The sequence below is a fragment of the Streptosporangium sp. NPDC002721 genome (genome assembly GCF_042888905.1).
Taxonomy (GTDB): domain Bacteria; phylum Actinomycetota; class Actinomycetes; order Streptosporangiales; family Streptosporangiaceae; genus Streptosporangium.
This window is the reverse complement of the sequence record NZ_JBIAQI010000015.1, coordinates 23,847-44,588: the sequence shown is the minus strand read 5'-3', so window position 1 is coordinate 44,588 and position 20,742 is coordinate 23,847. Positions and strand designations below refer to the sequence as shown.

At 74.0% G+C, this 20,742-nt stretch carries 14 protein-coding genes; 5 read left to right on the top strand and 9 right to left on the bottom strand.

Features of this window, described 5'->3' with window-relative positions; all coding sequences use genetic code 11:
* Nucleotides 1-118: 118 nt before the first annotated feature.
* Both ACFYWM_RS22325 and ACFYWM_RS22320 read right to left on the bottom strand, forming a co-directional pair.
* Nucleotides 119-2,611: a DNA topoisomerase (ATP-hydrolyzing) subunit A gene (locus ACFYWM_RS22325; RefSeq protein WP_389917355.1), complete on the bottom strand. Its 2,493-nt coding sequence runs from the start codon at nucleotides 2,609-2,611 to the stop codon at nucleotides 119-121.
* Nucleotides 2,612-2,820: 209 nt separating this feature from the next.
* On the bottom strand, nucleotides 2,821-3,477 hold the full coding sequence (locus tag ACFYWM_RS22320; RefSeq protein ID WP_389917354.1) for a GNAT family N-acetyltransferase: 657 nt from the start codon (nucleotides 3,475-3,477) through the stop codon (nucleotides 2,821-2,823).
* Nucleotides 3,478-3,681: 204 nt separating this feature from the next.
* On the opposite strand from ACFYWM_RS22320, the gene ACFYWM_RS22315 reads away from it, so the two are divergent.
* Nucleotides 3,682-5,751 carry a RecQ family ATP-dependent DNA helicase gene (locus ACFYWM_RS22315; RefSeq protein ID WP_389917531.1) on the top strand — a complete coding sequence of 690 codons (2,070 nt, stop codon included), beginning with the start codon at nucleotides 3,682-3,684 and terminating at the stop codon, nucleotides 5,749-5,751.
* A gap of 104 nt (nucleotides 5,752-5,855) precedes the next feature.
* Here ACFYWM_RS22315 and ACFYWM_RS22310 read toward each other — a convergent pair whose 3' ends face one another.
* Nucleotides 5,856-8,765 carry an ABC transporter substrate-binding protein gene (locus tag ACFYWM_RS22310; RefSeq protein ID WP_389917353.1) on the bottom strand — a complete coding sequence of 970 codons (2,910 nt, stop codon included), beginning with the start codon at nucleotides 8,763-8,765 and terminating at the stop codon, nucleotides 5,856-5,858.
* A gap of 100 nt (nucleotides 8,766-8,865) precedes the next feature.
* Nucleotides 8,866-9,759, bottom strand: a complete 894-nt coding sequence (locus tag ACFYWM_RS22305) for a carbohydrate kinase family protein (protein WP_389917352.1) — start codon at nucleotides 9,757-9,759, stop codon at nucleotides 8,866-8,868.
* Between the two features lie 184 nt (nucleotides 9,760-9,943).
* On the opposite strand from ACFYWM_RS22305, the gene ACFYWM_RS22300 reads away from it, so the two are divergent.
* A complete protein-coding gene (locus ACFYWM_RS22300) occupies nucleotides 9,944-12,589 on the top strand; it encodes a GNAT family N-acetyltransferase (protein ID WP_389917351.1) in 2,646 nt (881 codons plus the stop codon).
* Nucleotides 12,590-12,620: 31 nt separating this feature from the next.
* Here the strand turns inward: ACFYWM_RS22300 and ACFYWM_RS22295 are convergent, their stop codons facing one another.
* Both ACFYWM_RS22295 and ACFYWM_RS22290 read right to left on the bottom strand, forming a co-directional pair.
* On the bottom strand, nucleotides 12,621-13,094 hold the full coding sequence (locus ACFYWM_RS22295) for a carboxymuconolactone decarboxylase family protein (protein WP_389917530.1): 474 nt from the start codon (nucleotides 13,092-13,094) through the stop codon (nucleotides 12,621-12,623).
* 235 nt (nucleotides 13,095-13,329) lie between these two features.
* The gene (locus ACFYWM_RS22290) at nucleotides 13,330-13,845 is read right to left on the bottom strand and encodes a hypothetical protein (RefSeq protein ID WP_389917350.1); all 516 of its coding nucleotides are present in this window, start codon (nucleotides 13,843-13,845) and stop codon (nucleotides 13,330-13,332) included.
* Between the two features lie 428 nt (nucleotides 13,846-14,273).
* On the opposite strand from ACFYWM_RS22290, the gene ACFYWM_RS22285 reads away from it, so the two are divergent.
* The 3 genes from ACFYWM_RS22285 to ACFYWM_RS22275 are packed head-to-tail and all read left to right on the top strand — an operon-like array spanning nucleotide 14,274 to nucleotide 16,871.
* Nucleotides 14,274-14,864 carry a DUF5998 family protein gene (locus tag ACFYWM_RS22285; protein WP_362874374.1) on the top strand — a complete coding sequence of 197 codons (591 nt, stop codon included), beginning with the start codon at nucleotides 14,274-14,276 and terminating at the stop codon, nucleotides 14,862-14,864.
* A complete protein-coding gene (locus ACFYWM_RS22280) occupies nucleotides 14,861-15,988 on the top strand; it encodes an alkaline phosphatase family protein (protein ID WP_389917349.1) in 1,128 nt (375 codons plus the stop codon). The genes ACFYWM_RS22285 and ACFYWM_RS22280 overlap by 4 nt, the downstream gene beginning before the upstream one ends.
* A 46-nt stretch (nucleotides 15,989-16,034) precedes the next feature.
* Nucleotides 16,035-16,871 carry a sulfurtransferase gene (locus ACFYWM_RS22275; RefSeq protein ID WP_389917348.1) on the top strand — a complete coding sequence of 279 codons (837 nt, stop codon included), beginning with the start codon at nucleotides 16,035-16,037 and terminating at the stop codon, nucleotides 16,869-16,871.
* Between the two features lie 96 nt (nucleotides 16,872-16,967).
* Here ACFYWM_RS22275 and ACFYWM_RS22270 read toward each other — a convergent pair whose 3' ends face one another.
* The 3 genes from ACFYWM_RS22270 to ACFYWM_RS22260 are packed head-to-tail and all read right to left on the bottom strand — an operon-like array spanning nucleotide 16,968 to nucleotide 20,686.
* Nucleotides 16,968-19,652, bottom strand: a complete 2,685-nt coding sequence (locus ACFYWM_RS22270; RefSeq protein ID WP_389917347.1) for a CHAT domain-containing protein — start codon at nucleotides 19,650-19,652, stop codon at nucleotides 16,968-16,970.
* On the bottom strand, nucleotides 19,653-20,117 hold the full coding sequence (locus ACFYWM_RS22265) for a hypothetical protein (RefSeq protein ID WP_389917346.1): 465 nt from the start codon (nucleotides 20,115-20,117) through the stop codon (nucleotides 19,653-19,655).
* Complete coding sequence (locus ACFYWM_RS22260) at nucleotides 20,114-20,686, bottom strand: RNA polymerase sigma factor (RefSeq protein WP_389917345.1); 573 nt, start codon at nucleotides 20,684-20,686, stop codon at nucleotides 20,114-20,116. The genes ACFYWM_RS22265 and ACFYWM_RS22260 overlap by 4 nt, the downstream gene beginning before the upstream one ends.
* Between the last annotated feature and the right edge of the window lie 56 nt (nucleotides 20,687-20,742).

Sequence of the window (20,742 nt, the reverse complement as noted above, 5' to 3'; positions counted from 1 at the left end):
GTTGACCGGGCGTTCAGGGCGGTCCCGGCGCGGCCGCCCTGGGGAACTCCACCGACAGGGCCCCGGAGGCCCCCGCCGTCCTGGCGGGGGCCTCCGGGGCCCTGTCACACGATGGGGGTCACTCCTCGGGGGCGGGAGCCGCCGAGCCCTCCTCGCCGCCCCCGGCGCCGAGGGCGCCGCCCACGGCCGACACGGTGTGGGTGAGGCGCACGCCGGAGCCGTCGCGGCGGCCCAGCTCCTCGGGCAGCGGCACCGGCTTGCCGACGGCCGAGACCGCGCGGGCCGGGCCGGGGCCCGCCCAGGCGAGCAGCAGGACGTCCTCGCCCTTGAGGAACCGCTGGACGCGGACGCCGCCGGTGCCCCGGCCCTTCGGCGGGTATTCGGCGAAGTCGGAGATCTTGGCGCCGCCGATCTGGGTGCCGGGCAGTGCCGTCGAGGAACCGGCGATGGTCACCACCTGCGACTCGCGCGACGGGTCGACCGCGCCGAACCAGACCACCGTGGCGCCGCCGTCCAGCCGCACGCCGGCCATGCCGCCCGCGGGACGGCCCTGCGGGCGGACGACGGAGGCGGAGTAGCGCAGCAGCTGGGCCTCGGAGGTGATGAAGACGAGATCGTGGTCCTCGCTCTCCAGCTCCACCGCGCCCACAACCGTGTCGCCCTCCTTGAGGGTGATCACCTCGAAGTCGTCGCGGTTGGCCGGGTAGTCGGGCACGACCCGCTTGACCACCCCCTGCGCCGTGCCCAGCGCCAGGCCGGGACCGTCGGGATCGAGCGAGCCGATGCCGACGACCGTCTCGCCCGGGTTGAAGGTGACGTACTCCGCGACCGGGTGGCCGCCGGACAGCGACGGCGGGTTGGCCGACCGGGGCAGCGTGGGCAGGTCGACCACCTGGACCCTGATCATCCGGCCCTGGTTGGTGACCACGCCCACCTCGCCCCTGACCGTGCTCCGCACGGCGGAGACCAGCACGTCGTGGGACGAGCGGTCACCGTCGCCCGCCAGCGGCGAGGCGTCGAAGGTGCGGGCCAGCAGGCCGGTGGAGGAGAACAGCACCAGGCAGGGGTCGTCGGCCACCTCCAGGGGGACCGAGACGTTCCTCGCGACCCCGGAGGACTCCAGCAGCACCGTGCGGCGCGGGGTGCCGAAGGTCTTGGAGACCTGGGCGAGCTCGTCGGAGACGACCTTGCGGAGCTTGTCGTCGGAGGACAGGATCGCGGTCAGCTCGGCGATCTCGTCGCGCAGGGTCTGGCTCTCGCGGTCGAGCTCCAGCTTGTCGTAGCGGGTCAGGCGGCGCAGCGGGGTGTCGAGGATGTAGTTGGCCTGGGTCTCCGACAGCTCGAAGATCTCCGTCAGGCGCTCGCGGGCCTGGGCGGAGTTGTCGGAGGAACGGATGACCTGGATGACCTCGTCGATGTTGAGCAGGGCGACGACGAGGCCCTCGACGAGGTGCAGGCGCTCCTCGCGCTTGCGCCTGCGGTAGAGGGAGCGGCGGCGCACCACGTCGATGCGGTGGTCGACGTAGACCTGGAGCAGCTCGCGCAGGCCCAGCGTGCGCGGCTCGCCGTCGACCAGGGCGACGTTGTTGATGCCGAAGGTCTCCTCCATCGGCGTGAGCCGGTAGAGCTCCTCCAGCACGGCCTCGGGGATGAAGCCGTTCTTGATCTCGATGACCAGGCTCAGGCCCTTGTGCCGGTCGCTGAGGTCCTTGAGGTCGGAGATGCCCTGGAGCTTCTTGGCGGTGACCAGCTCCCTGATCTTGGTGACCACGCGCTCGGGACCGACGTTGAAGGGCAGCTCGGTGACGACGATGCCCTTGCGGCGGGGGCTGACCTGCTCGACGGCGCACTTGGCGCGCATCCGGAAGGTGCCCCGGCCCTTGGCGTACGCGTCGCGGATGCCGTCGAGGCCGATGATCGTGCCACCGGTGGGCAGGTCGGGGCCGGGGACGAACCGCATCAGGTCGTCGAGCGTCGCGTCGGGCTTCTTGATCAGATGGCGGGCGGCGGCGACGACCTCGACGAGGTTGTGCGGCGCCATGTTGGTGGCCATCCCGACCGCGATGCCGGTGGCACCGTTGACCAGCAGGTTGGGGAAGGCCGACGGCATGACCGTGGGCTCGGTCTCCTGGCCGTCGTAGTTGGGCTTGAAGTCGACCGTGTCCTCGTCGATCGACTGGACCACGGCCATCGCCGCCGAGGCCAGCCGGGCCTCGGTGTAGCGCATCGCGGCGGGCAGGTCGTCGGGGGAGCCGAAGTTGCCGTGCCCGTCGATGAGCGGCAGGCGCATCGAGAACGGCTGGGCCATGCGGACCAGCGCGTCGTAGATGGCGGTGTCGCCGTGCGGGTGGAGCTTGCCCATCACGTCGCCGACGACGCGCGAGGACTTGACGTGGCCCCGGTCGGGCCGCAGGCCCATCTCGCTCATCGAGTAGAGAATGCGGCGCTGGACCGGCTTGAGGCCGTCCCTGGCGTCCGGCAGCGCACGCTGGTAGATCACCGAATATGCGTATTCGAGGAAGCTGGTGCGCATCTCGGTGGAAACGTCGATGTCGACGATCCGCTCCTCGAAGCCCTCGTCGGTCGGGGGTGTGGTCGTCCGTCGAGCCATCTGATTTCCTGCGCGCGCGCCCCGGCCGTCAGGCCGGAGGGAGGCGCATCCTCCTTCTGTCTTCGTGGTCCAACCGTCGGCGCCGGCTCTCCGGGGAGCCTTGGCCGGGATGTCCGATGGGAACCCGGTGACGGGGGCGACCGGGCATCATACCGAGACTCGATACCATACCCAGCCCATCCGACACTTCCGGGCCCTCCCCGGCCTGCCTAAGGGTGCCGGGGCCGTTCCGGCGGGGTGCCGGGGACGGCAGGGGCTCCCGGGGCGGCCGTGGCGCCGGCGCCCGGGAGAGGGCGGGTCCGGGGGCCCGCTCCCGGCCAGGGGCCGGGGGTCTCGCCCTCGTGCTCGTCGCCGGGCACGTTCACCCTGGTGTCGTAGACCCTGAAGCCGCGCGCCTTGTAGTTGGCGAGCGCCACCGGGCTGTCGAGGGAGCAGGTGTGCAGCCACACCCGCCGGGTCGGCTCCCGCTCCGGCTGCCGGTCGGCCAGGTCCCAGGCCCTGGCCACGCCGGTCTCCAGCAGGTGACCGCCGACGCCCTTGCCGATCGCCCACGCCAGGAGGCCGAAGGAGGCGATCTCGACGGTCCCGCCGTCCTGCGGGACGAGCTCGACGTAGCCCGCCGGGGTGCCCCGGTGGTAGGCCACCCAGGTCTCCACGCCGCCGGCCAGCCAGTCGGCCCACTCGTCCCAGGTCCACGGCAGCTTGTTGGTCCAGTGCCAGTCTCCGCCGACGGCCGTGGTGAGGAACCGGCTGAACTCGGGCGAGGGCAGCTCGGCGCGCACGACGTCGACCTCGATCGACGGCGGTTTGGCGGGCAACAGGTCCGAACGCGAGGTCTGTTCGAGGTACCAGGTGGTGACGTCCATAGTGGATGCATCAAATCACGGCTCGGAGGCCCCCAGGTCCCCGCTCCCGGCGCCACGGGCCCGGTGGCGCCCGTCCTGTGCCCGGAGACTGCCGATCACCCCTCCGAGCTCCTGTCCGGTACGGCATGTGCCGCCCGTGTATGCCGTACCGGGGAAAAACAGTCGGCGAGACCTGGTACCAATGACCGGGTGAGCGAAGAGCTGATGCTGCGCGAAGAGGCCGAGGAGCGGCTGCGGGCGCTCGCCGGGGAGCACGCCCGGTTGCGCGAGGACCAGTGGGCGGCGATCAAGGCGCTGGTCATGGACCGGCGCCGGGTGCTCGTGGTGCAGCGCACCGGCTGGGGCAAGTCGGCGGTCTACTTCATCGCCACCGCGCTCCTGCGCGAGCTGGGCGAGGGGCCGACCGTCATCGTGTCGCCGCTGCTTGCCCTGATGCGCAACCAGATCGCCGCCGCCGAGCGCGCCGGGATCACCGCCGTCACGGTCAACTCGGCCAACCCCGAGGAGTGGGAGCAGGTCTACAACCAGGTCGCCGAGGGCGCGGTCGACGTGCTGCTGGTCAGCCCCGAGCGGCTCAACAACCCCGACTTCCGCGACCACGTGCTGCCCGAGCTGGCCGAGAGCGCGGGCCTGATCGTGGTCGACGAGGCGCACTGCATCTCCGACTGGGGTCACGACTTCCGCCCCGACTACCGGCGGCTGCGCACGCTGTTCGAGGAGCTCACCGAGGGCGTGCCGATCCTCGCGACCACCGCCACGGCCAACGCCAGGGTCACCCGCGACGTCGCCGAGCAGATGGGCGAGGAGACGCTCGTGCTGCGCGGCGCGCTGGAGCGCGACAGCCTCCACCTCGGGGTCGTGCGCCTGCGCGGCGCCGAGCAGCGGCTGGCCTGGCTCGCCCAGGCGCTGCACGAGCTTCCCGGGTCGGGCATCGTCTACACGCTCACCGTGGCCGCCGCCCAGGAGATCGCCGCCTACCTGCGCGAGCAGGGCCACGAGGTGATCGCCTACTCCGGGCAGACCGAGCAGGCCGAGCGGCTCGCCGCCGAGCAGGCGCTGCTCGACAACAAGATCAAGGCGTTGGTCGCGACCTCCGCGCTCGGCATGGGCTACGACAAGCCCGACCTCGGCTTCGTCGTGCACGTCGGCGCGCCCCAGTCCCCGGTGGCCTACTACCAGCAGGTGGGCCGCGCGGGCCGAGGGGTCGAGCGGGCCGAGGTGATCCTGCTGCCCGGCGCCGAGGACCGCGACATCTGGGCCTACTTCGCCTCGCTGGCCTTCCCGCCCGAGCCCGTCGTACGCGCGGTGCTGGCCGCGCTGGAGGAGGGTGGCGTGATGTCCACGGCCGCCCTGGAGAACCGGGTGGACCTCAGCAGGAGCCGCCTGGAGACCATGCTGAAGGTCCTCGACGTCGACGGCGCGGTACGCAGGGTCAAGGGCGGCTGGGAGTCCACCGGCGAGCCCTGGGGCTACGACGCCCCGCGCTACGCCAGGGTCGCCGCCGAGCGCGAGGCCGAGCAGCGGGCCATGCTCGAATACCTCGACACCACCGGCTGCCGCGAGGAGTTCCTGCGCCGCCGCCTCGACGACGACACCGCCTCCCCCTGCGGGCGCTGCGACAACTGCACCGGCGCCCACCGCTCGCCCGAGGTGGACGAGGGGGCCGTACGGTCGGCCGCCGACCGGCTCCAGCGGCCCGGCGTGGACATCGAGGCGCGCAAGCAGTGGCCGACCGGGCTCACCGACCTCAAGGGCCGGATCAAGCCGGAGCTGGGCGCCGAGCCCGGCCGGGTGCTGGGCAGGCTCACCGACATCGGCTGGGGCAACCGCCTGCGCGGCCTGCTCTCCGACGGCGCCCCCGACGGGCCGGTCCCCGACGACGTCTTCGCCGCCGTGATCAAGGTGCTGTCGTCCTGGGACTGGGCTCGGCGCCCGGTCGGCGTCGTCGCGGTGCCCTCGGCCGGCCGCCCCCTGCTCGTCCGCAGCCTGGCCGAGCGGCTGGCCCAGGTGGGGAGACTGTCCTACCTGGGCGACCTCGGTTACCGGTCGGGGCCGCCCGGACGGCAGTTCAACAGCGCGCAGCGCGTCCAGGCGATCAGGGGCACCCTCGCGATGCCCGCCGCCCTGGGCGCGGCCGTCGCCGGGGCCGGGGGCCCGGTCCTGCTGGTCGACGACCTGGTCGACACCGGCTGGACGATGACGCTGGGAGCCGCCATGCTCCGCCACGCCGGGGCCCCGGCCGTGCTGCCCCTCGCCCTCGCGGTCACCAGCTAGACCCGCTCACCCGGGGCCGGCTCCCGGGAAGGCGTCTCCCGGGGAGGGCGGGCTCTCAGAAGGGCACACCCCTCGGGAGGGCGCCTCCCGGGGAGGGCGGGCTCTCAGGAGAGCCCGAGGTCGATGTAGTCGTAGTCGAAGAAGGCGTGGCTGACGTGCACGTTGGTCAGCCTCTTGCCGCGCAGCAGGACGCGGGTGTCCCACTGGACGGGCAGCACGAGAGCCTGTTCCATGACCGTGCGGTCGACCCGCGACCACAGCTCCTCGCGCCGGGCGGGGTCGAGCTCGGCGCCGGCCTGGTCGATGAGGTGGTCGACCTGGGGCAGGCGCACGCCCACGTTGAACGACAGGTCGTCCTCCAGGATCTCCCGGCTGTCGGCCAGGTAGGGGAGATAGCTGGCGCCCTCCGGCCAGTCGGCGGTCCAGGCCCGGATGGAGAGGCCGATCTTCTCCTTCCTCAGATAGGAGGGGGTGCCGCCGCGCTGGGCCGTGTGCTCGGCCGGGGACAGGCCCTTGAGCGTGAGCCGGATCCCGACGCGTTCCAGGGCCGTCTTCAGGGCCTCGGCGGCCTTCCGCTCGGCGGGCTGCGCGGCCCGGAAGACGATCGTGGCCGAGAAGCCTCCGGGCCGCCCGCACGCGGCCAGCTGCCCGCGAGCCGCGGCCACGTCCCCCTTGCCGGTCTGGTACAGGTTCAGCGGGCGGTATCCGGAGATGGTCGGCGGGAGCAGCCCGGTGGCGATCGTGCCCGCGCGCAGGCCGCGGCCGTAGGCGTCGCGCAGGGCCTCCCGGTCCGCGGCGGCGAACACGGCCCTGCGGCAGGCCGCGTTGTCGAAGGGCAACACCTGCGGGTTGATCGCGACGTACCGCAGCCAGCCGATCGTGGGCGTGTCGGCGCGAGCTTTCAGCGCGGGGTCGGCCGCGATGCGCTCGGGCAGGCTCGCGCTCGCGCCCGAGTCGAGGTCCAGGTCGAGGTCGCCCGAGACGAGACCCTTGTCGACGGCGTCCTGGTCCATGTCGAAGGTGATCTCGTAGCGGTCGGGGAGCGCCCGGCGGTTCGGGTCGGTCGCCGGGGACCAGTGGGGGTTGCGGACCAGGACGAGCCGCTTGCCCCGCTCCGCGCTCTCGAACCGGTAGGGGCCCGAGGAGAGCACGTGCTTCTCGTACGTCGCGCCGGTGTCCTTCGCCTCGGGGACCGGCATGGTCTGGGTGACCTGGGCGACGTGGTCGAACGCCCCGTGGGGCTTTCTGAGGTGGAACACGACCGTCCGGTCGTCCGGGGTCTGGATCGCCCCGTCGGTGTCGGCCTTCGGCGAGGCGAAGTGGCCCCGGTAGCCGGAGGGCAGGTTCAGCAGCTGCTCGAAGTGGTACGGGCCCCGGCTGAGGGTGTCCTTGCCGATCGCGCGGAGCACGGCGTGCTTGACGTCCGCGGCGACGATCGGCGTGCCGTTCTCGTACTTCAGGCCCGCCCTGAGACGGTACGTCCACGTCCTGCCCCCGTTGCCGGGCACGCCGGGGCCCTCCGCCAGGTCGCCCACGAGTTCCCGGCTCCCGGCGCCGGGAGCGGGCCGGTACATCATCAGCGAGCGCCCGTAGAGCCGTGCGACGTTCCACATGGACGGGTAGTAGGTGTTGCCCGGGTCGAAGGAGTCGGCGACGAAGCCCGCGCCGAACCGCATCGTCCCGCCCCTGCGTGTAGACGGGTTGACGACCGAGGCCGAGGCCGCGTCGAGGCCGGTCGGCGCGGGCTTCGGCGTCACCCGCGAGACGGCGTCCGGCTCGCCGGACGGCAGGACCAGCCAGGTGGCGACGCCCAGCACGCAGGCGGCCGCGAGGGTCGAGGCGACGGTCAGGATCCGGCGGCCCCCGGCCGTACCGGCGAGCCGGGCGGGGAGCAGGGCGGGGAGCCGGGCGAGCCGGGCGGGGAACGGCGAGGAGAACCCGGTGGAGGGCGTCGCCGGGGACGGCGCCGGGGACCCGGCCGTTTCCGGCACGCGGCGCGGTGCGGGGACCGGGCCTCCGGAGGAGGACGGGGCCGTTTCCGGCGTGCGGCGCGGTGCGGGGACCGGGCCTCCGGAGGAGGACGGGGCCTTCTCCGGCGCGCGGGGCGGCACGGAAGAAGCCCGGCCCTCGGAGGAGGGCCGGGCCGTTTCCGGCGGGGGAGGCGCGGGTGGAGGGAACGTTCCGGAGGCCGGGGCCGGGGCGGGAGCGCCCGCGTCCAGCAGCATGTCCAGCACCTCGGCCGAGCCGGGCCGGGACCGGGGGTCCTTGGTGAGGGCCGCGCCCAGCAGCGGGCGCAGCGACTCCGGCACCCCGGACAGGTCCGGTTCCGCGACGAGGATCCGGCGCATCACCACGGCCAGGTTGCCCAGCCCGAACGGCGGCTGCCCGGTCGCCGCGAACACCATGGTCCCGGCCCAGGCGAACACGTCGCCCGCCGGTCCGACCTCCTGGTCGTGGAACTGCTCGGGCGCCATGTAGGCGGGCGTGCCGACCAGGTCGGTGGTCAGGCTGTACGCGGCGTCCAGTGCCCTGGCGATGCCGAAGTCGATGACGCGGGGGCCGTCCGGGCCGAGCAGGACGTTGCTGGGCTTGAGGTCGCGGTGCACGATCCCGGCGCGGTGGATCGCCGCCAGCGCGGTGGCGGTGGCGACGGCCAGCCTGAACAGCGCGTACCTGTCGCGCGGCCCCTCCCTGGACACCATCTGCTGCAGCGACTCGCCGTCGACGTACTCGCTCAGGATGTACGGCCGGTCGCCTGTGGCGTCGGCCTCCAGCACCCGGGCGGTGCAGAACGGGGCGACCCGCCGGGCGGCGTCGGCCTCCCGCTGGAAGCGCCGCTTGGCGTGCGCGTCGTCGGAGAGCCTGGCGTGCAGCACCTTGAGCGCGACGCGTTCACCCGAGGGCGTGCGCGCGAGGTAGACCACGCCCTGGCCGCCCTCGCCGAGGAACCCGACCAGCCGGTGCGGGCCGATCAGCTCCGGGTCGCCCGGCCGCAGGGGGCGGGGCTCCGGCATGCGTCACTCCAGGGGTCGCCGCGAACATGGTCCGACCACAGTATTGGATCGCCGTGGGGAGCGAGAAAGCCCCGGGGGCGCACCCGGCGCGGACGGGCGGTCAGAGGCGGGGACGGGCGCCCAGGTGCGAGATGGCCCGGGAGGCCAGGTGGCAGCCGGAGGCGAGGGCCTCGGCCGGGGGCTTGCCGCCGAGCCAGGCGGGCAGGAAACCGGCGGTGAAGGCGTCACCGGCACCGGTGCCGTCGACCACGCGCTCCACGGACTCGGCGGGGACCTTGATCGGGTCGGGGCGGTTGTTGGCGTACCAGAGCGCGCCCTCGTCGCGGAGCTTCACGACGACCTGGGGGAACCAGGCGGTGAGGACCTTGGCGGCGGCGGCGGGGTCGTCGCGGCCGGTGAGGACCTTGGCCTGGTCGGCGTTGGCGAACAGGAGCTTGGCGCTCTGCGTCCACTCCAGGAACGGCTCGGCGCCGGTGCGCTCCAGGGGGGCGGAGGAGGAACAGTCGACCGAGACGGACATCCCCGAGCGGCGGGCCATCTCCAGGGCGGCCATCCCGGCGTCGCGGGAGCCCTCGTTGATCAGGGTGTAGCCGGACAGGTGCAGGTGCCCGCCCTGGGAGAACAGGTCGCGGGGCAGGTCCTCGGGGGACAGGGCCGCGTTCGCGCCGGGGTCGGACAGCATGGTGCGCTCGCCCTTGTGGGTGACGAGCACCACGCAGGTGCCGGTCGGGCGCTCGGGGTCCATGACGAGGCGGGCGTCGACGCCGTAGCCCATCAGCTCCATGTCGCGGTTACGGCCGGTGATGTCGGCGCCGCGCCGCCCGATGAAGGCGACCTCGGTGCCCTCGACGGCGAGCCAGGAGGCGATGTTGGCACCCGAACCACCGCCGTGCATGGTGACGATCGCCGGTGTGTCGCTGGCCCTCGCCAACGGGTAGCGAGCCCGCGCGACCGCGTCGGTCATGAGATCGCCCACCACGACCACCCGCGTCATGATGTCACCACCTTGCTGCCTTCGATGCCGACGTGCCTCTAGACATGCTTCAAGCCATACCTCTGGCCGTGCCTCTAACCGCGAAAAACTTAACAGCTTCCGGCCAGCGTATGGGGTCTTGACCGGACACCGGACCATAGTCGATGCACAAGCGTTGCGTGAATCCGTCCGGGTGGTCTGCCGGATGAGATTCGCGTCTACTCTCGGGACTGTGGAGGCTGCTCAGTATCCCGCTCACTGGGAGGCGGACGTCGTCCTGTCGGACGGCGGCACCGCCCACGTACGCCCGATTCGGCCCGCCGACGCCGACCGGTTGCGTTCCTTCTACGGCCGGCTGTCCGACGAGTCGATCTACTTCCGCTTCTTCGGTCCCCGGCCGCGGCTGTCGGAGCGGGAGATCACCTGGTTCACCAACGTCGACTACGAGAGCCGCGTGGCGCTGATCGCCACGATCGGCACCGAGATGGTGGCGGTCATCCGCTACGACCGGATCGAGCCCGGCGAGGCCGAGGTCGCCTTCCTCGTCGAGGACGCCCACCAGGGCCGGGGGGTCGCCTCGGTGCTCCTCGAACACCTGGCCGCCACCGCCAGGGAGAAGGGCATCGCCCGCTTCGTCGCCGACGTCCTGCCCGCCAACCAGAAGATGATGGCGGTGCTCAAGCAGGTCGGCTACACCGCGCAGAGCCGCTTCGCCGACGGCGTGGTCAGGATGACCCTCGACCTCACCCCGACCGAGACCGCCCAGGAGGTGACCGCCTCCCGCGAGCACCGCGCCGAGTCCCGCTCCATCGAACGGCTGCTCTCGCCGGGCTCGGTGGCGGTCGTGGGGGCGGGCCGCGAGCCGGGCGGCATCGGCCAGACCGTGCTGCGCAACCTGCTCGGCGCCGACTTCGCGGGCCCCGTCTACCCCGTGCACCGCGAGGCGCGGTCCCTCGCGGGGGTGCGGGCCTACCCGAGCGTGACGGCCATCGACGGCGAGGTGGACCTCGCCGTGCTCGCCGTGCCCGCCGACGGGGTGATCGACGTGGTCAAGGAGTGCGCGGAGAAGGGCGTGCGCGGGCTGATCGTCGTCTCCTCGGGGTTCGGCGAGACCGGCCCCGAGGGCCGGGCCAGGCAGGACGAGCTGGCGCGCATCGCCCGCGCGTACGGCCTGCGGGTCGTCGGCCCCAACTGCCTCGGCATCGCCAACACCGACCCCGCCGTACGGCTGAACGCCACCCTCGCCGCCACCCTCCCCGAGCTCGGCCGGGTCGGCTTCTTCAGCCAGTCGGGCGCCCTGGGCACCGCGCTGCTGCAACGGGTGGCCCAGCGGGGCATGGGCATCTCCTCGTTCGTCTCGGCGGGCAACCGCGCCGACGTGTCGGGCAACGACCTGCTGCAGTACTGGGAGGAGGACCCGCGGACCGACGTGATCCTGCTCTACCTGGAGTCGTTGGGAAATCCCCGCAAGTTCGCCCGCCTCGCGCGGCGCATCTCGCGCCGCAAGCCGATCGTGGTCGTCAAGAGCGGCGGCACCACCCAGAACGTGCCCACCGGCCACGCCGCGCCCGTGCTCGGCCTGCCCGACACCGCGCTCAGCGCGCTGTTCGAGCAGGCCGGGGTGATCAGGGTCGACGACCTGATCCAGCAGTTCGACGTGGCGCAGCTGCTGGCCTACCAGCCGCTGCCCGCCGGGTCCAGGGTCGGCCTGGTCAGCAACTCCGACGCGATGGCGCTCCTCGCGGCCGACGCCTGCGTGCGGGTGGGCCTGGAGCCCCGGCCGCCGGTCAACCTCGGCGCGCGGGCCTGCGCGCGGGAGTTCGGCGAGGCCCTGACCTCGGTGATCCCGGACGTGGACGCGGTGGTCGCGATCTACATGCCGCCCGTCCCGGGTGCCGGCGCGGAGGTCGCCGCCGAGCTGCTGCGCGCCTCCCGCGACTGCGGCAAGCCGGTGCTGGCCACCTTCGAGGGCAAGATCGGCATGCTCGACGAGCTGCGGGTCGGCACCGTGCCCGAACGCGGCTCCATCCCCTCGTACGCGGCGCCGGAGGAGGCGGTCCGCGCGCTCGCCCACGTCGTGCGGCACGCGCGCTGGCTGGAGCGGCCCGCGGGGGTGCCCGAGGAGATCGAGGGCGTCGACACCGCCGCCGCGCGCGACCTCGTGCTCGCGACGCTCGAAGACGCCCCGGCCGAGATCGACGCCGCGGAGCTGCTCGCCCGCTACGGGGTGGAGGTCTGGCCGTCGGAGACGGTGGGGTCGGCGGAGGAGGCCGTCGAGGCGGCGACGCGGCTCGGGTGGCCGGTCGTGCTGAAGGCGGCGGGCCCCGAGGCGGCCATGCGCGCCGGGACAGTGCGTCTGGGGCTGTCCGGGCCCGACGGGGTGCGCGACGCCTACGCCGACCTGACGCGCCAGCTCGAACCGGAGGCCGTGCTCGCGGTGCAGCGCATGGCCCCGCAGCCCGCGGTGCCGACCGTGGCCGGGGTGACGGACGACCCGGCCTTCGGCGCGGTGGTCTCCTTCGGGCTCGGCGAGATCACCGCGCGGCTGCTGCGCGACGAGGCGTACCGGCTGGCCCCGCTGACCCGCGAGGACGCCGCGGCGCTGGTGAGGTCGCCGCGGGCCGCGCCCCTGCTCCTCGGGGAGTACGGCTACCCGCCGGTCGCGGTCGAGGCCCTGGAGGACCTGCTGATCCGGCTCGGGCGGCTGGCCGACGACCTCCCCGAGGTGGCGCGGCTCACCCTCGACCCGGTGCTGGTGGGGGAGTCCGGGGTGATCGTGCTGGGTGCCCGGGCCGTGCTCCGCAGCCACGAGGGCCCCCGTCCTGACGGCGGCCCCCGGCGCCTCGGGTAGGTCGTCCCGGGGGGCGGTTGGCAGCTCCCCGCTATCCGAACTGGCCGGGCTGGTAGTCGCCGGCGGGCTGCTGGACGATGACGTTCACGCGGTTGAAGGCGTTGATGACGGCGATGAGCGACACCAGGGCGGCGAGCTGGTCCTCGTCGTAGTGCTTGGCGGCGTTCGCCCAGGCGTCGTCCGTGACACCCCCTGCCGCGTCGGCGATGCGGGTGCCCTGCTCCGTCAGCTCCAGGGCGGCGCGCTCGGCCTCGGTGAACACCTTGGCCTCCCGCCAGGCCGCGATCAGGTTCAGGCGCGCCGGGGTCTCCCCGGCGTGCGCGGCCTCCTTGGTGTGCATGTCGGTGCAGAAGCCACAGCCGTTGATCTGGCTGGCGCGGATCTTCACCAGCTCCTGCGTCGCGGCCGGCAGCGTCGAGTCCACGACCGCCTTGTTGGCGGAGGTGACGTACCTCAGGACCTTGGCGCTGACCGGGTTGTCGTAGAGGTTCAGGCGGGCGTCCATGGCGTACTCCTTGTCGTTGTCGGTGGTCACACCTTTCGGACGGGACAGCTCGGCGGGATGTGACATGCGGCGTTTTCGCCGCTTCCCGGCAGGGGCTGGACGACGTCCGGGACCGTGTTGCCGAGGTAGCGCCCCGCTCGCCCCACCCGTCACGGTCACCGGCCTCCTTCCGGCCCGGCTCCGCATGCGAGATCCCTTTCCGGTCCTTGGTACGCGATGATCCAGACGGAACCTCCTAGCCTGTTCGCCGGGTCGCGGGGACGATCTGGACGGTGCTGGCGACGGTGGCGGGCGCGGGACCGGGCTCCACGGCGGGTTCGGCCGTGTCCGTGCCCTCCCGGGCGAAGTGGACGGCCCGGCCGGACGCGGTCAGCGTCCCCGAGGCGTCCGGCGACACGGCCACGCCGACCGTGATCCGGGGGAGCTGGAACCCGGGGGCGGCCAGGTCACGCGTGCCGCAGCCGACGATCCCGGCCGTGATCCGGCACCTCCAGCCCGTACCCGAGGCGCTCACCGGGGTCAGGCCCGAGGGGAAGTGGTAGGTCACCCCCGTCGGACGGGTGATCCCGGCGGAACCGGGGGCCGCCGTGACGTCGATGGAGAACGTACCGGCGCCACCCGCCTCGAACGGGCCGTCGTGGACCGTGGTGAGGATCAGGTCAACGGGCAGGTGCGCTCTCCAGGCGGGCGGGCCCACGGCGGTCGCCGCGGTCGTCATCGCGGTCGTCACCAGGGTCACCGGGACGGCCATCGCGAGGCGCGAGAGGCCGGCCCGCCACCCCGGCCAAGCCACTCCGGCCCGTTCCGCTGGATCCGTATCCTCACCGGCCATATTTCCTCGCCCCTGATTCCGGTAGGAATTCACCGTTTCCGATTCCGGCGCGGTGCGCCGCATATCCCAGATATGTAAAACAAGGCGATGTATGCCGAGAATCGCCCGTTACCGCTGTTCGGGACGGCACACGTACGCCACCACCACTGCTCCCGGTAACCCCGATGGGGCCGCGCCAAACCGAGCGAGAGGTAAAGTCGCGGGCAGGAAAGGGCTCCCCGACCACCCCCGATGACGTTTTCCCGGCCGGAAGAAGCCGATGGCGGGCCGCATCACGATTTGCACCGCCGGCCGAAGGTCACGTGCTCCCGGTGAAAGCGCTGCCCCGGACAGGGCAGGATGGACCCATGAGGGAAACCCGACTCTCGTCCGCCGGCCTGCGCGACGCCATCGACCGCAGTGGCTACTATCCCGACCTGGTCGCCGACGCGGTCGAGTCCGCGCTCGGCAAGGAGCAGGTGGGCGCCTACGTCGTGCACCACGAGGCCACCTTCGACCCGGCCATGGAGGTGCGCAGGCACGTCACCGTGCTGGTGCTCTCCCCCACCCGGCTGCTCGTCTGCCACACCGACGAGCACCCGCCGGTGGAGGGGGTGTCGGCGTCCCACGCCTCCACGACCACCGAGGCGGTTCGTCTCAGCCGGATCCAGTCGGTCGCGGTCACCCGGGTCGTCCCCGACCCCGCCTCCTACGTGCCCGGAGTGCCGCCCACGGAGGTCACGCTCACCATCGGCTGGGGGGCCATCTCCCACGTCGACCTGGAACCGGCGACCTGCGGTGACGAGAACTGCGACGCCGACCACGGATACACCGGCGCCATCACGGCCGACGACCTCTCCCTGCGGGTGAGCGAGGCGGCCGACGGGCCGGAGGCCGTCTCCCACGTGCTGGCCTTCGCCAAGGCACTGTCGGAGGCCACCGCCCGTACCGCCTCGTGAACCCCCTGGTTCCCGCGTACGGGACGGCCTCGCTCGCGGACCTGTCCTCCTCGCTGCTCGCCGCGGTCGGGGTGGACGGCGACAACCCGCTGGATCTCGCCCCGGCCGGGCGGGTCCTGCTGTTCCTCGTCGACGGCATGGGCGCCGAGCTGCTCCGCGCCCACCCCGGCGTCGCCCCGTTCCTGTCCTCCCTGTCCGGCGGGGTGTCCGGCGGGGTGCTCACCGCGGGCTTCCCCGCCACGACCGTGACCAGCCTGAGCACCCTCGGCACCGGCCTGCCGCCGGGCGGGCACGGCATGCTCGGCTACCAGCTCGCCGTGCCCGGCGCCGGTTACCTGCTCAACTGCCTGCGCTGGACCGCCCCGGGCCCCCTCGTCGAGCCCGGCGAGTGGCAGCCGACCCCGACCGTCTACGAGCGCGCGGCGGCGGCCGGAGTCCAGGTCAGCTACGTCGGCCCGGCCAAGTTCGAGACCACCGGTTTCAACCGGGCCGTCTACCGGGGCGTGCGCTTCGTCGGGGCCGACGAGATCGACGACCGGATCGCCGGGGTCCGCCGCGCGCTGGCCGAGCCCCGGGCCCACGTCTCGGTCTACTACGGCGACCTCGACGCCGCCGGCCACGTCACCGGCTGGGGCTCCCCGGTCTGGCTCGACCGGCTCGCCCTGGTCGACCGGATGGCCGAGCGGCTGGCGGAGACGCTCCCGCCGGGCTCGGCGATGTACGTCACCGCCGACCACGGCATGATCAACATCACCGACCGCGTCGACGTCGACGCCCTCCCCGAGCTGCGCGAGGGGGTCGACCTGCTCGGCGGGGAGACCAGGGCCCGCCACCTCTACACCGTCCCCGGAGCCGCAGAGGCGGTCCTCGACACCTGGCGCGACGTCCTCGCGGGGAAGGCCTGGGTGGCCTCCCGGGAGGAGGCGGTCGAGTCCGGCTGGTTCGGGCCGGGGGTCCGCGCGGAATGGCTGCCCAGGATCGGCGACGTCCTCGCGGTGCCGTACACCGACTGCGCCCTCGTCGCCTCGGTCGCCGAGCCGCACGAGGCGGGGTTCATCGGCTGCCACGGCTCGCTGACACCCGCCGAGCAGCACGTCCCCCTTCTCGAGGTGAGCACCCGTTGACGTCTCCCCACCGCCAGAGCCGGGATCTTCACGCCGGAGGTATTCGATGAGCCCGCTGATCACTCCCGCCGAGCTGGAGGGCCTGACCGGGGCGAGTGTCCTCGACGTGCGCTGGAAGCTCGCCGTCCTGCCCACCGGTCCGGCCGGGATCGACTCCTACCGTGAGGGGCACATCCCCGGCGCGGTCTTCTGCGACCTGGAGACCGACCTCACGGCCCACCCCGGGCCGGGAGGCGAGGGAGGCCGCCACCCGCTGCCCTCCGCCGAGGCGTTCCAGGAGGCGATGCGCCGGCTCGGCGTGTCCGGCTCCCGGACCGTCGTCGTCTACGACGGCGCCGACTCCACCGCGGCCGCCGCCCGCGCCTGGTGGCTCCTGCGCTACTTCGGCCACCCCGACGTGCGGGTCCTCGACGGCGGCCTGCGCGCCTGGGTCTCCGAGGGCCTGCCCGTCTCCACCGAGGAGAGCCGTCCCGAGCCCGGCGACTTCGAGGCGCGGCCGGGCGGGATGCCGCTGCTCGACGCCGCGCGGGCCGGTGAGCTCGCCGCCGACGGGGTGCTGCTCGACGCCCGCGCCGCCGAGCGCTACCGGGGCGAGGTCGAGCCGATCGACCCGGTCGCCGGGCACGTCCCGGGCGCGGTCAGCGCCCCCACCGGTGAGAACGTCGACGCCGCCGGCCGCTTCCACCTGCCCGACTTCCTGCGCGAACGCTTCAACACCCTGGGCGTCGTCCCCGGCGTGGAGGTCGGCGCCTACTGCGGGTCCGGTGTGACGGCCGCCCACCAGGTGCTGGCCCTGGAGGTGGCGGGCATCCCGGCCGCGCTCTACGTCGGGTCATGGTCGGACTGGGTGAGCGACCCCTCCCGGCCGGTCGCCACCGGCTGACCGGGCCCTCCGTGTCGCCCGCCACAGGCTGACCGCTCCGGGCCGGTTACCGCCGGCCGGCCGTTCCAGGTGACCAGTCCCTTCCGGCCTGCCGCTCTAGGCGACCGGCTCCTCCGGGCCGGTCGCCACCGGCCCGTCGCCGCACCCGAAGCAGACGAAGCCCGCCACGCCGGTCCTCCCGCTCGCGAGGGCCAGCGCTCGCGCGGGCGGGTCGCCGGCGGCCAGTGCCCGGTGGAAGGCGGTCATCAGCGTCAGCGTCTCCTCGTCGCGCACCGGCACCAGGCTCGCCACCACGCACCGCGTCCCCAGCGACAGGAACGTCCCCGCCAGCCCGAGGGGCGCGCCGTCCGCGGGGGCGTGCGCCATCCCCGCGTCGCACGCCGACAGCACCACCAGCGCGGGCGGGGTGCGCAGCCGCAGCAGGTCGTACGCCATCAGCGGGCCGTCGTCGAGGTCGATGCTCGACAGCAGCGGGCTGCGCGGGGAGAACATCCCGTGGGCGGCCAGATGGATCATGTCGGCCCGCTCCAGCGCGGCCATCACCTCCGCCCGCCGCGCCGCCACCCGCTCGGTCCCCGCGTGACACTCGCCGACCATGCGGACCTCGGCCTCCGCGTACCGCAGCCCCGGTCCCGCCACCGCCACCGGCACCGCCGCGTCCCTCCCGGCCCGTACGGCCGGCACCCGCCGCCCGGCCAGCCAGGCGGCGGCGCTGGCCGCCACGGTCACCGGCCGGTCGGCGTTCGTCGGCAGCAGCGGCCAGGGCAGGGTGTGCAGCGTCCCCGTCGGCACGATCACCAACGGACGGTCGCCCAGCCGGTCACGCAGCGAGCCGAAGAGGAGCCGCTCCAGCTCCGCGGCCTCCGCGCCGGGCTCGGCGGCGCTCCCGTCGAGCAGGTGCGTCCTGCGCAGCCCGTACCGGAGGCGGACGGTGGCCTCCGCGACGGCGGGGAACGGGCCGAGACGGTGCAGCGTCACACGGTCCCGGGTGACCACGACGGCGGCCAGATCCCCCTCGTGGCGGACGAACTCCACCAGGACCGACTCGCCGAGCGCCGCCCGCAGCGCGGCCAGGCCGGGCGCGAGCGGCCGGCCCGCACCCCCGGTGACCGCCCGCCACCGCTCGGCCCAGGCCAGCACCGCGCGACCCCGCCCGGTCCGCATGGCCAGGGCCAGCCCGAACCCGGCCAGCGGCTCACCGGCCCTGGCGGCGTGCGCGCGCACCACCGGATCCTCGAACGTCCTCGTCCCGGCGCCCACCTCCGCCAGCCCGGCCAGCACCGCGGCGAACGCCCCCCGCCGGTCTCCCGCCAGGGATCGCCGCAGCGCCGTCGCCTGGAGGGCGACCACCCCGTGGCCCGGGCGGGACAGGAGGGCCAGCTGCTCCTCGGCGGACGGCCGGTCGCCCAGGCCGAGCGAGACCTCGGCGGCGGTGAGCCTGAGCGCCGCCGAGGCGTCCCGGTGCCCGGCGGCGTCGAGGGCGTCGGCGCACGAGAGCATCGCCGCGGGCAGCTCCGCCGAAGGCGGGGCCAGCGCGAGCCGGGCCCGCAGGACGATCTCGTCGGCGACCGGGACCAGGACCGTCCGTCCCTGCGCGGCCAGCTCGCGGGCGGCCAGCTCCGCGCTCTCCCGGGCACGGCGGGGATCACCGGTGCGCAGCTCGACCCTGGCGAGCAGCAGGAGGGCCTCGGCCAGGGCCGTCCCGGCGCCCGCCGCCGCCAGCTCGGGAACCGCCATCTCCAGCAACACCCGCGCCTCGCCGGGCAGATGGGCGCCGACCAGCGCCTCGGCCAGGTCGCACCGCACCGTGGCCAGCCGTTCGGGATAACCGACCAGGATGCTCTCGGCACGCCGGTAGGCGCTGAACGCGGCGGCCAGGTCACCGCGCCGCGCGGCCAGGAACGGCAGGTTGCCCTCGGCGAGCGCGAGAACGTGTTCCAGGCCCGCCTCCCCGGCCAGCTCCGCGCACCGGCTCAGGTCGGCCTCCGCGGCCTCGAACTCCCCGAGGAACACCCGGGCGAGACCGCGGTTCAGCATCGCCCCGGCCAGGAACCTGACGTCGCCGCCGAGGACGGGAACGGCCAGGTCGCAGTGGTCGACGGCCTCGCGGTAACGGCCGAGCCGCGCCAGGGCCACGGCCCGGTGCACGCCGAGCTTGCCCACCTCGGCCGGGGTCAGACCGGGCTCGGCGTCCGCGGCGACGGCCAGTGCCTGCTCCGGGTGCCCCAGTTCCGTACGGATGTGGACCAGCGACAGCCGCGCCTGGGCCGCCCGGTGCGGCAATCCCGCCGAGAGCGCGATCCGCACCGCCCGGCCCAGCCGTTCCTCGGCGAACGGCAGGTCGCCCAGCTCGCGCGCCGCCACCGCCACCGCCCGGTGCGCCACCACCTCGACCTCGCAGTGCCCGCACCCCGCGACCCGGCCCGAGATCGCGCCGCCACCAGGGCCGCCGTCGTAGCCGTCGTCGTAACCGCTGCCGGGGGTGCTGCCCTCCGGGTCGCGCTCCGGGGCACCGCCGACCGGAACACCATCGTCCAGAACGCCCCCCGGAGTGCCGTAGTAACCGCTGCCGGGGGTGCTGCCCTCCGGGACACCGTCACTTAGAACGCCATCCGAAGTGCCGTCCGGGGCGCCCGCCGGGACGGCCCGGCGGGACGCCTCCCGGCAGGACGCGGGGAGCGCGGCGAGCACGGTGCGGGCGAGCGCGAGGGCGCGGGCCGGGTCGCTGCCCGAGAGGTCGACCGCGTGCTCGGCGGCGGCGAGCGCCTCGTCGGCGGTCACCTACGGGCGGATCCGGGTCCAGCTGGTGACCACGGGAGAGCCCTCGGGCCGGTGGCACACCACGCTGAACCAGCCCGGCGGCAGGCCGGTGACGGCGAACTGGCCCGTCGGGGACAGCGCGCGTGACTCGGTGAGATGCAGGGTGCGGATCTCGACCAGCGTGCCCGCCTCGGGACAGGGGGAGACCTGGCCCGCCAGGTCGACCAGGCCGTCCAGGGAGGTGACCTCCAGCTCCACCGTGAGCCCGCCGGCGGTGAACCTCAGCAACCGGGGCTCCTCGGCGGACCGGACACCTCGCGGCACGGGCGTGGCCACCGGGCGGGCCGTGGCGGCGTCGGGCAGCCGCAGGCCGAAGGTCGCGCGCGCGGCGGCCGTCACCCGCGCGGGCACCGGGTCGCTCCCCGAGGCCAGGCGCAGCGCGGCTATCAGGGACTCGTCGTCGATCGCCGTCGGATGTCGCGTCACGGTGTCGCCTCCCGGGCGGTGAGCAGGGTGCGGAGTCGGTTCAGGCAGCGGCCCCGGGTGGGGCCGTAGCTGCCGCTGGGCATGCCCAGACGCCCGGCCAACTGGTGGACGCCCGCGTCGGGGGCGGTGGCCATCAGCCGGAACAGCGAGCGGCACGGCTCCTGCATCTCGTCGACGGCCTGCCACAGGCGGCGGCCCTCGTCGGCGCTCAGCACGGCCAGTGCGGGATCGGCGTGGGCGTGCCCGGCACCGGCCGGGGCGAGGTGGGCGTGCTCGGCGTCCGCAGGGTCGGCGACCAGCCGCTCACCCCGGTGCCGCCGGCTCAGCAGGGACGCCTCGCGCTTGGCCGTGGTGAACAGCCAGGGGCCGATCCTGTCGGGGTCGCGGATGGTGTGCAGGCTCTCCAGCAGCCGCAACCAGGTGCCCTGCACCGCGTCGGCGGCGTCGGCCGGGCTCAGGTCGTAGGCGCGCACGGCCGACCACAGCAGCCCCTGGAAACGGACGACCAGCTCGTCCCAGGCCACCTGGTCGTTCACCAGGACGGCGTCGATCGTGTGCTGGTCGCCCACCGGCACCTCCATGACCGCGTAGAACACTCTGAGTGTTCGTGTGAAGACTTTGGGTG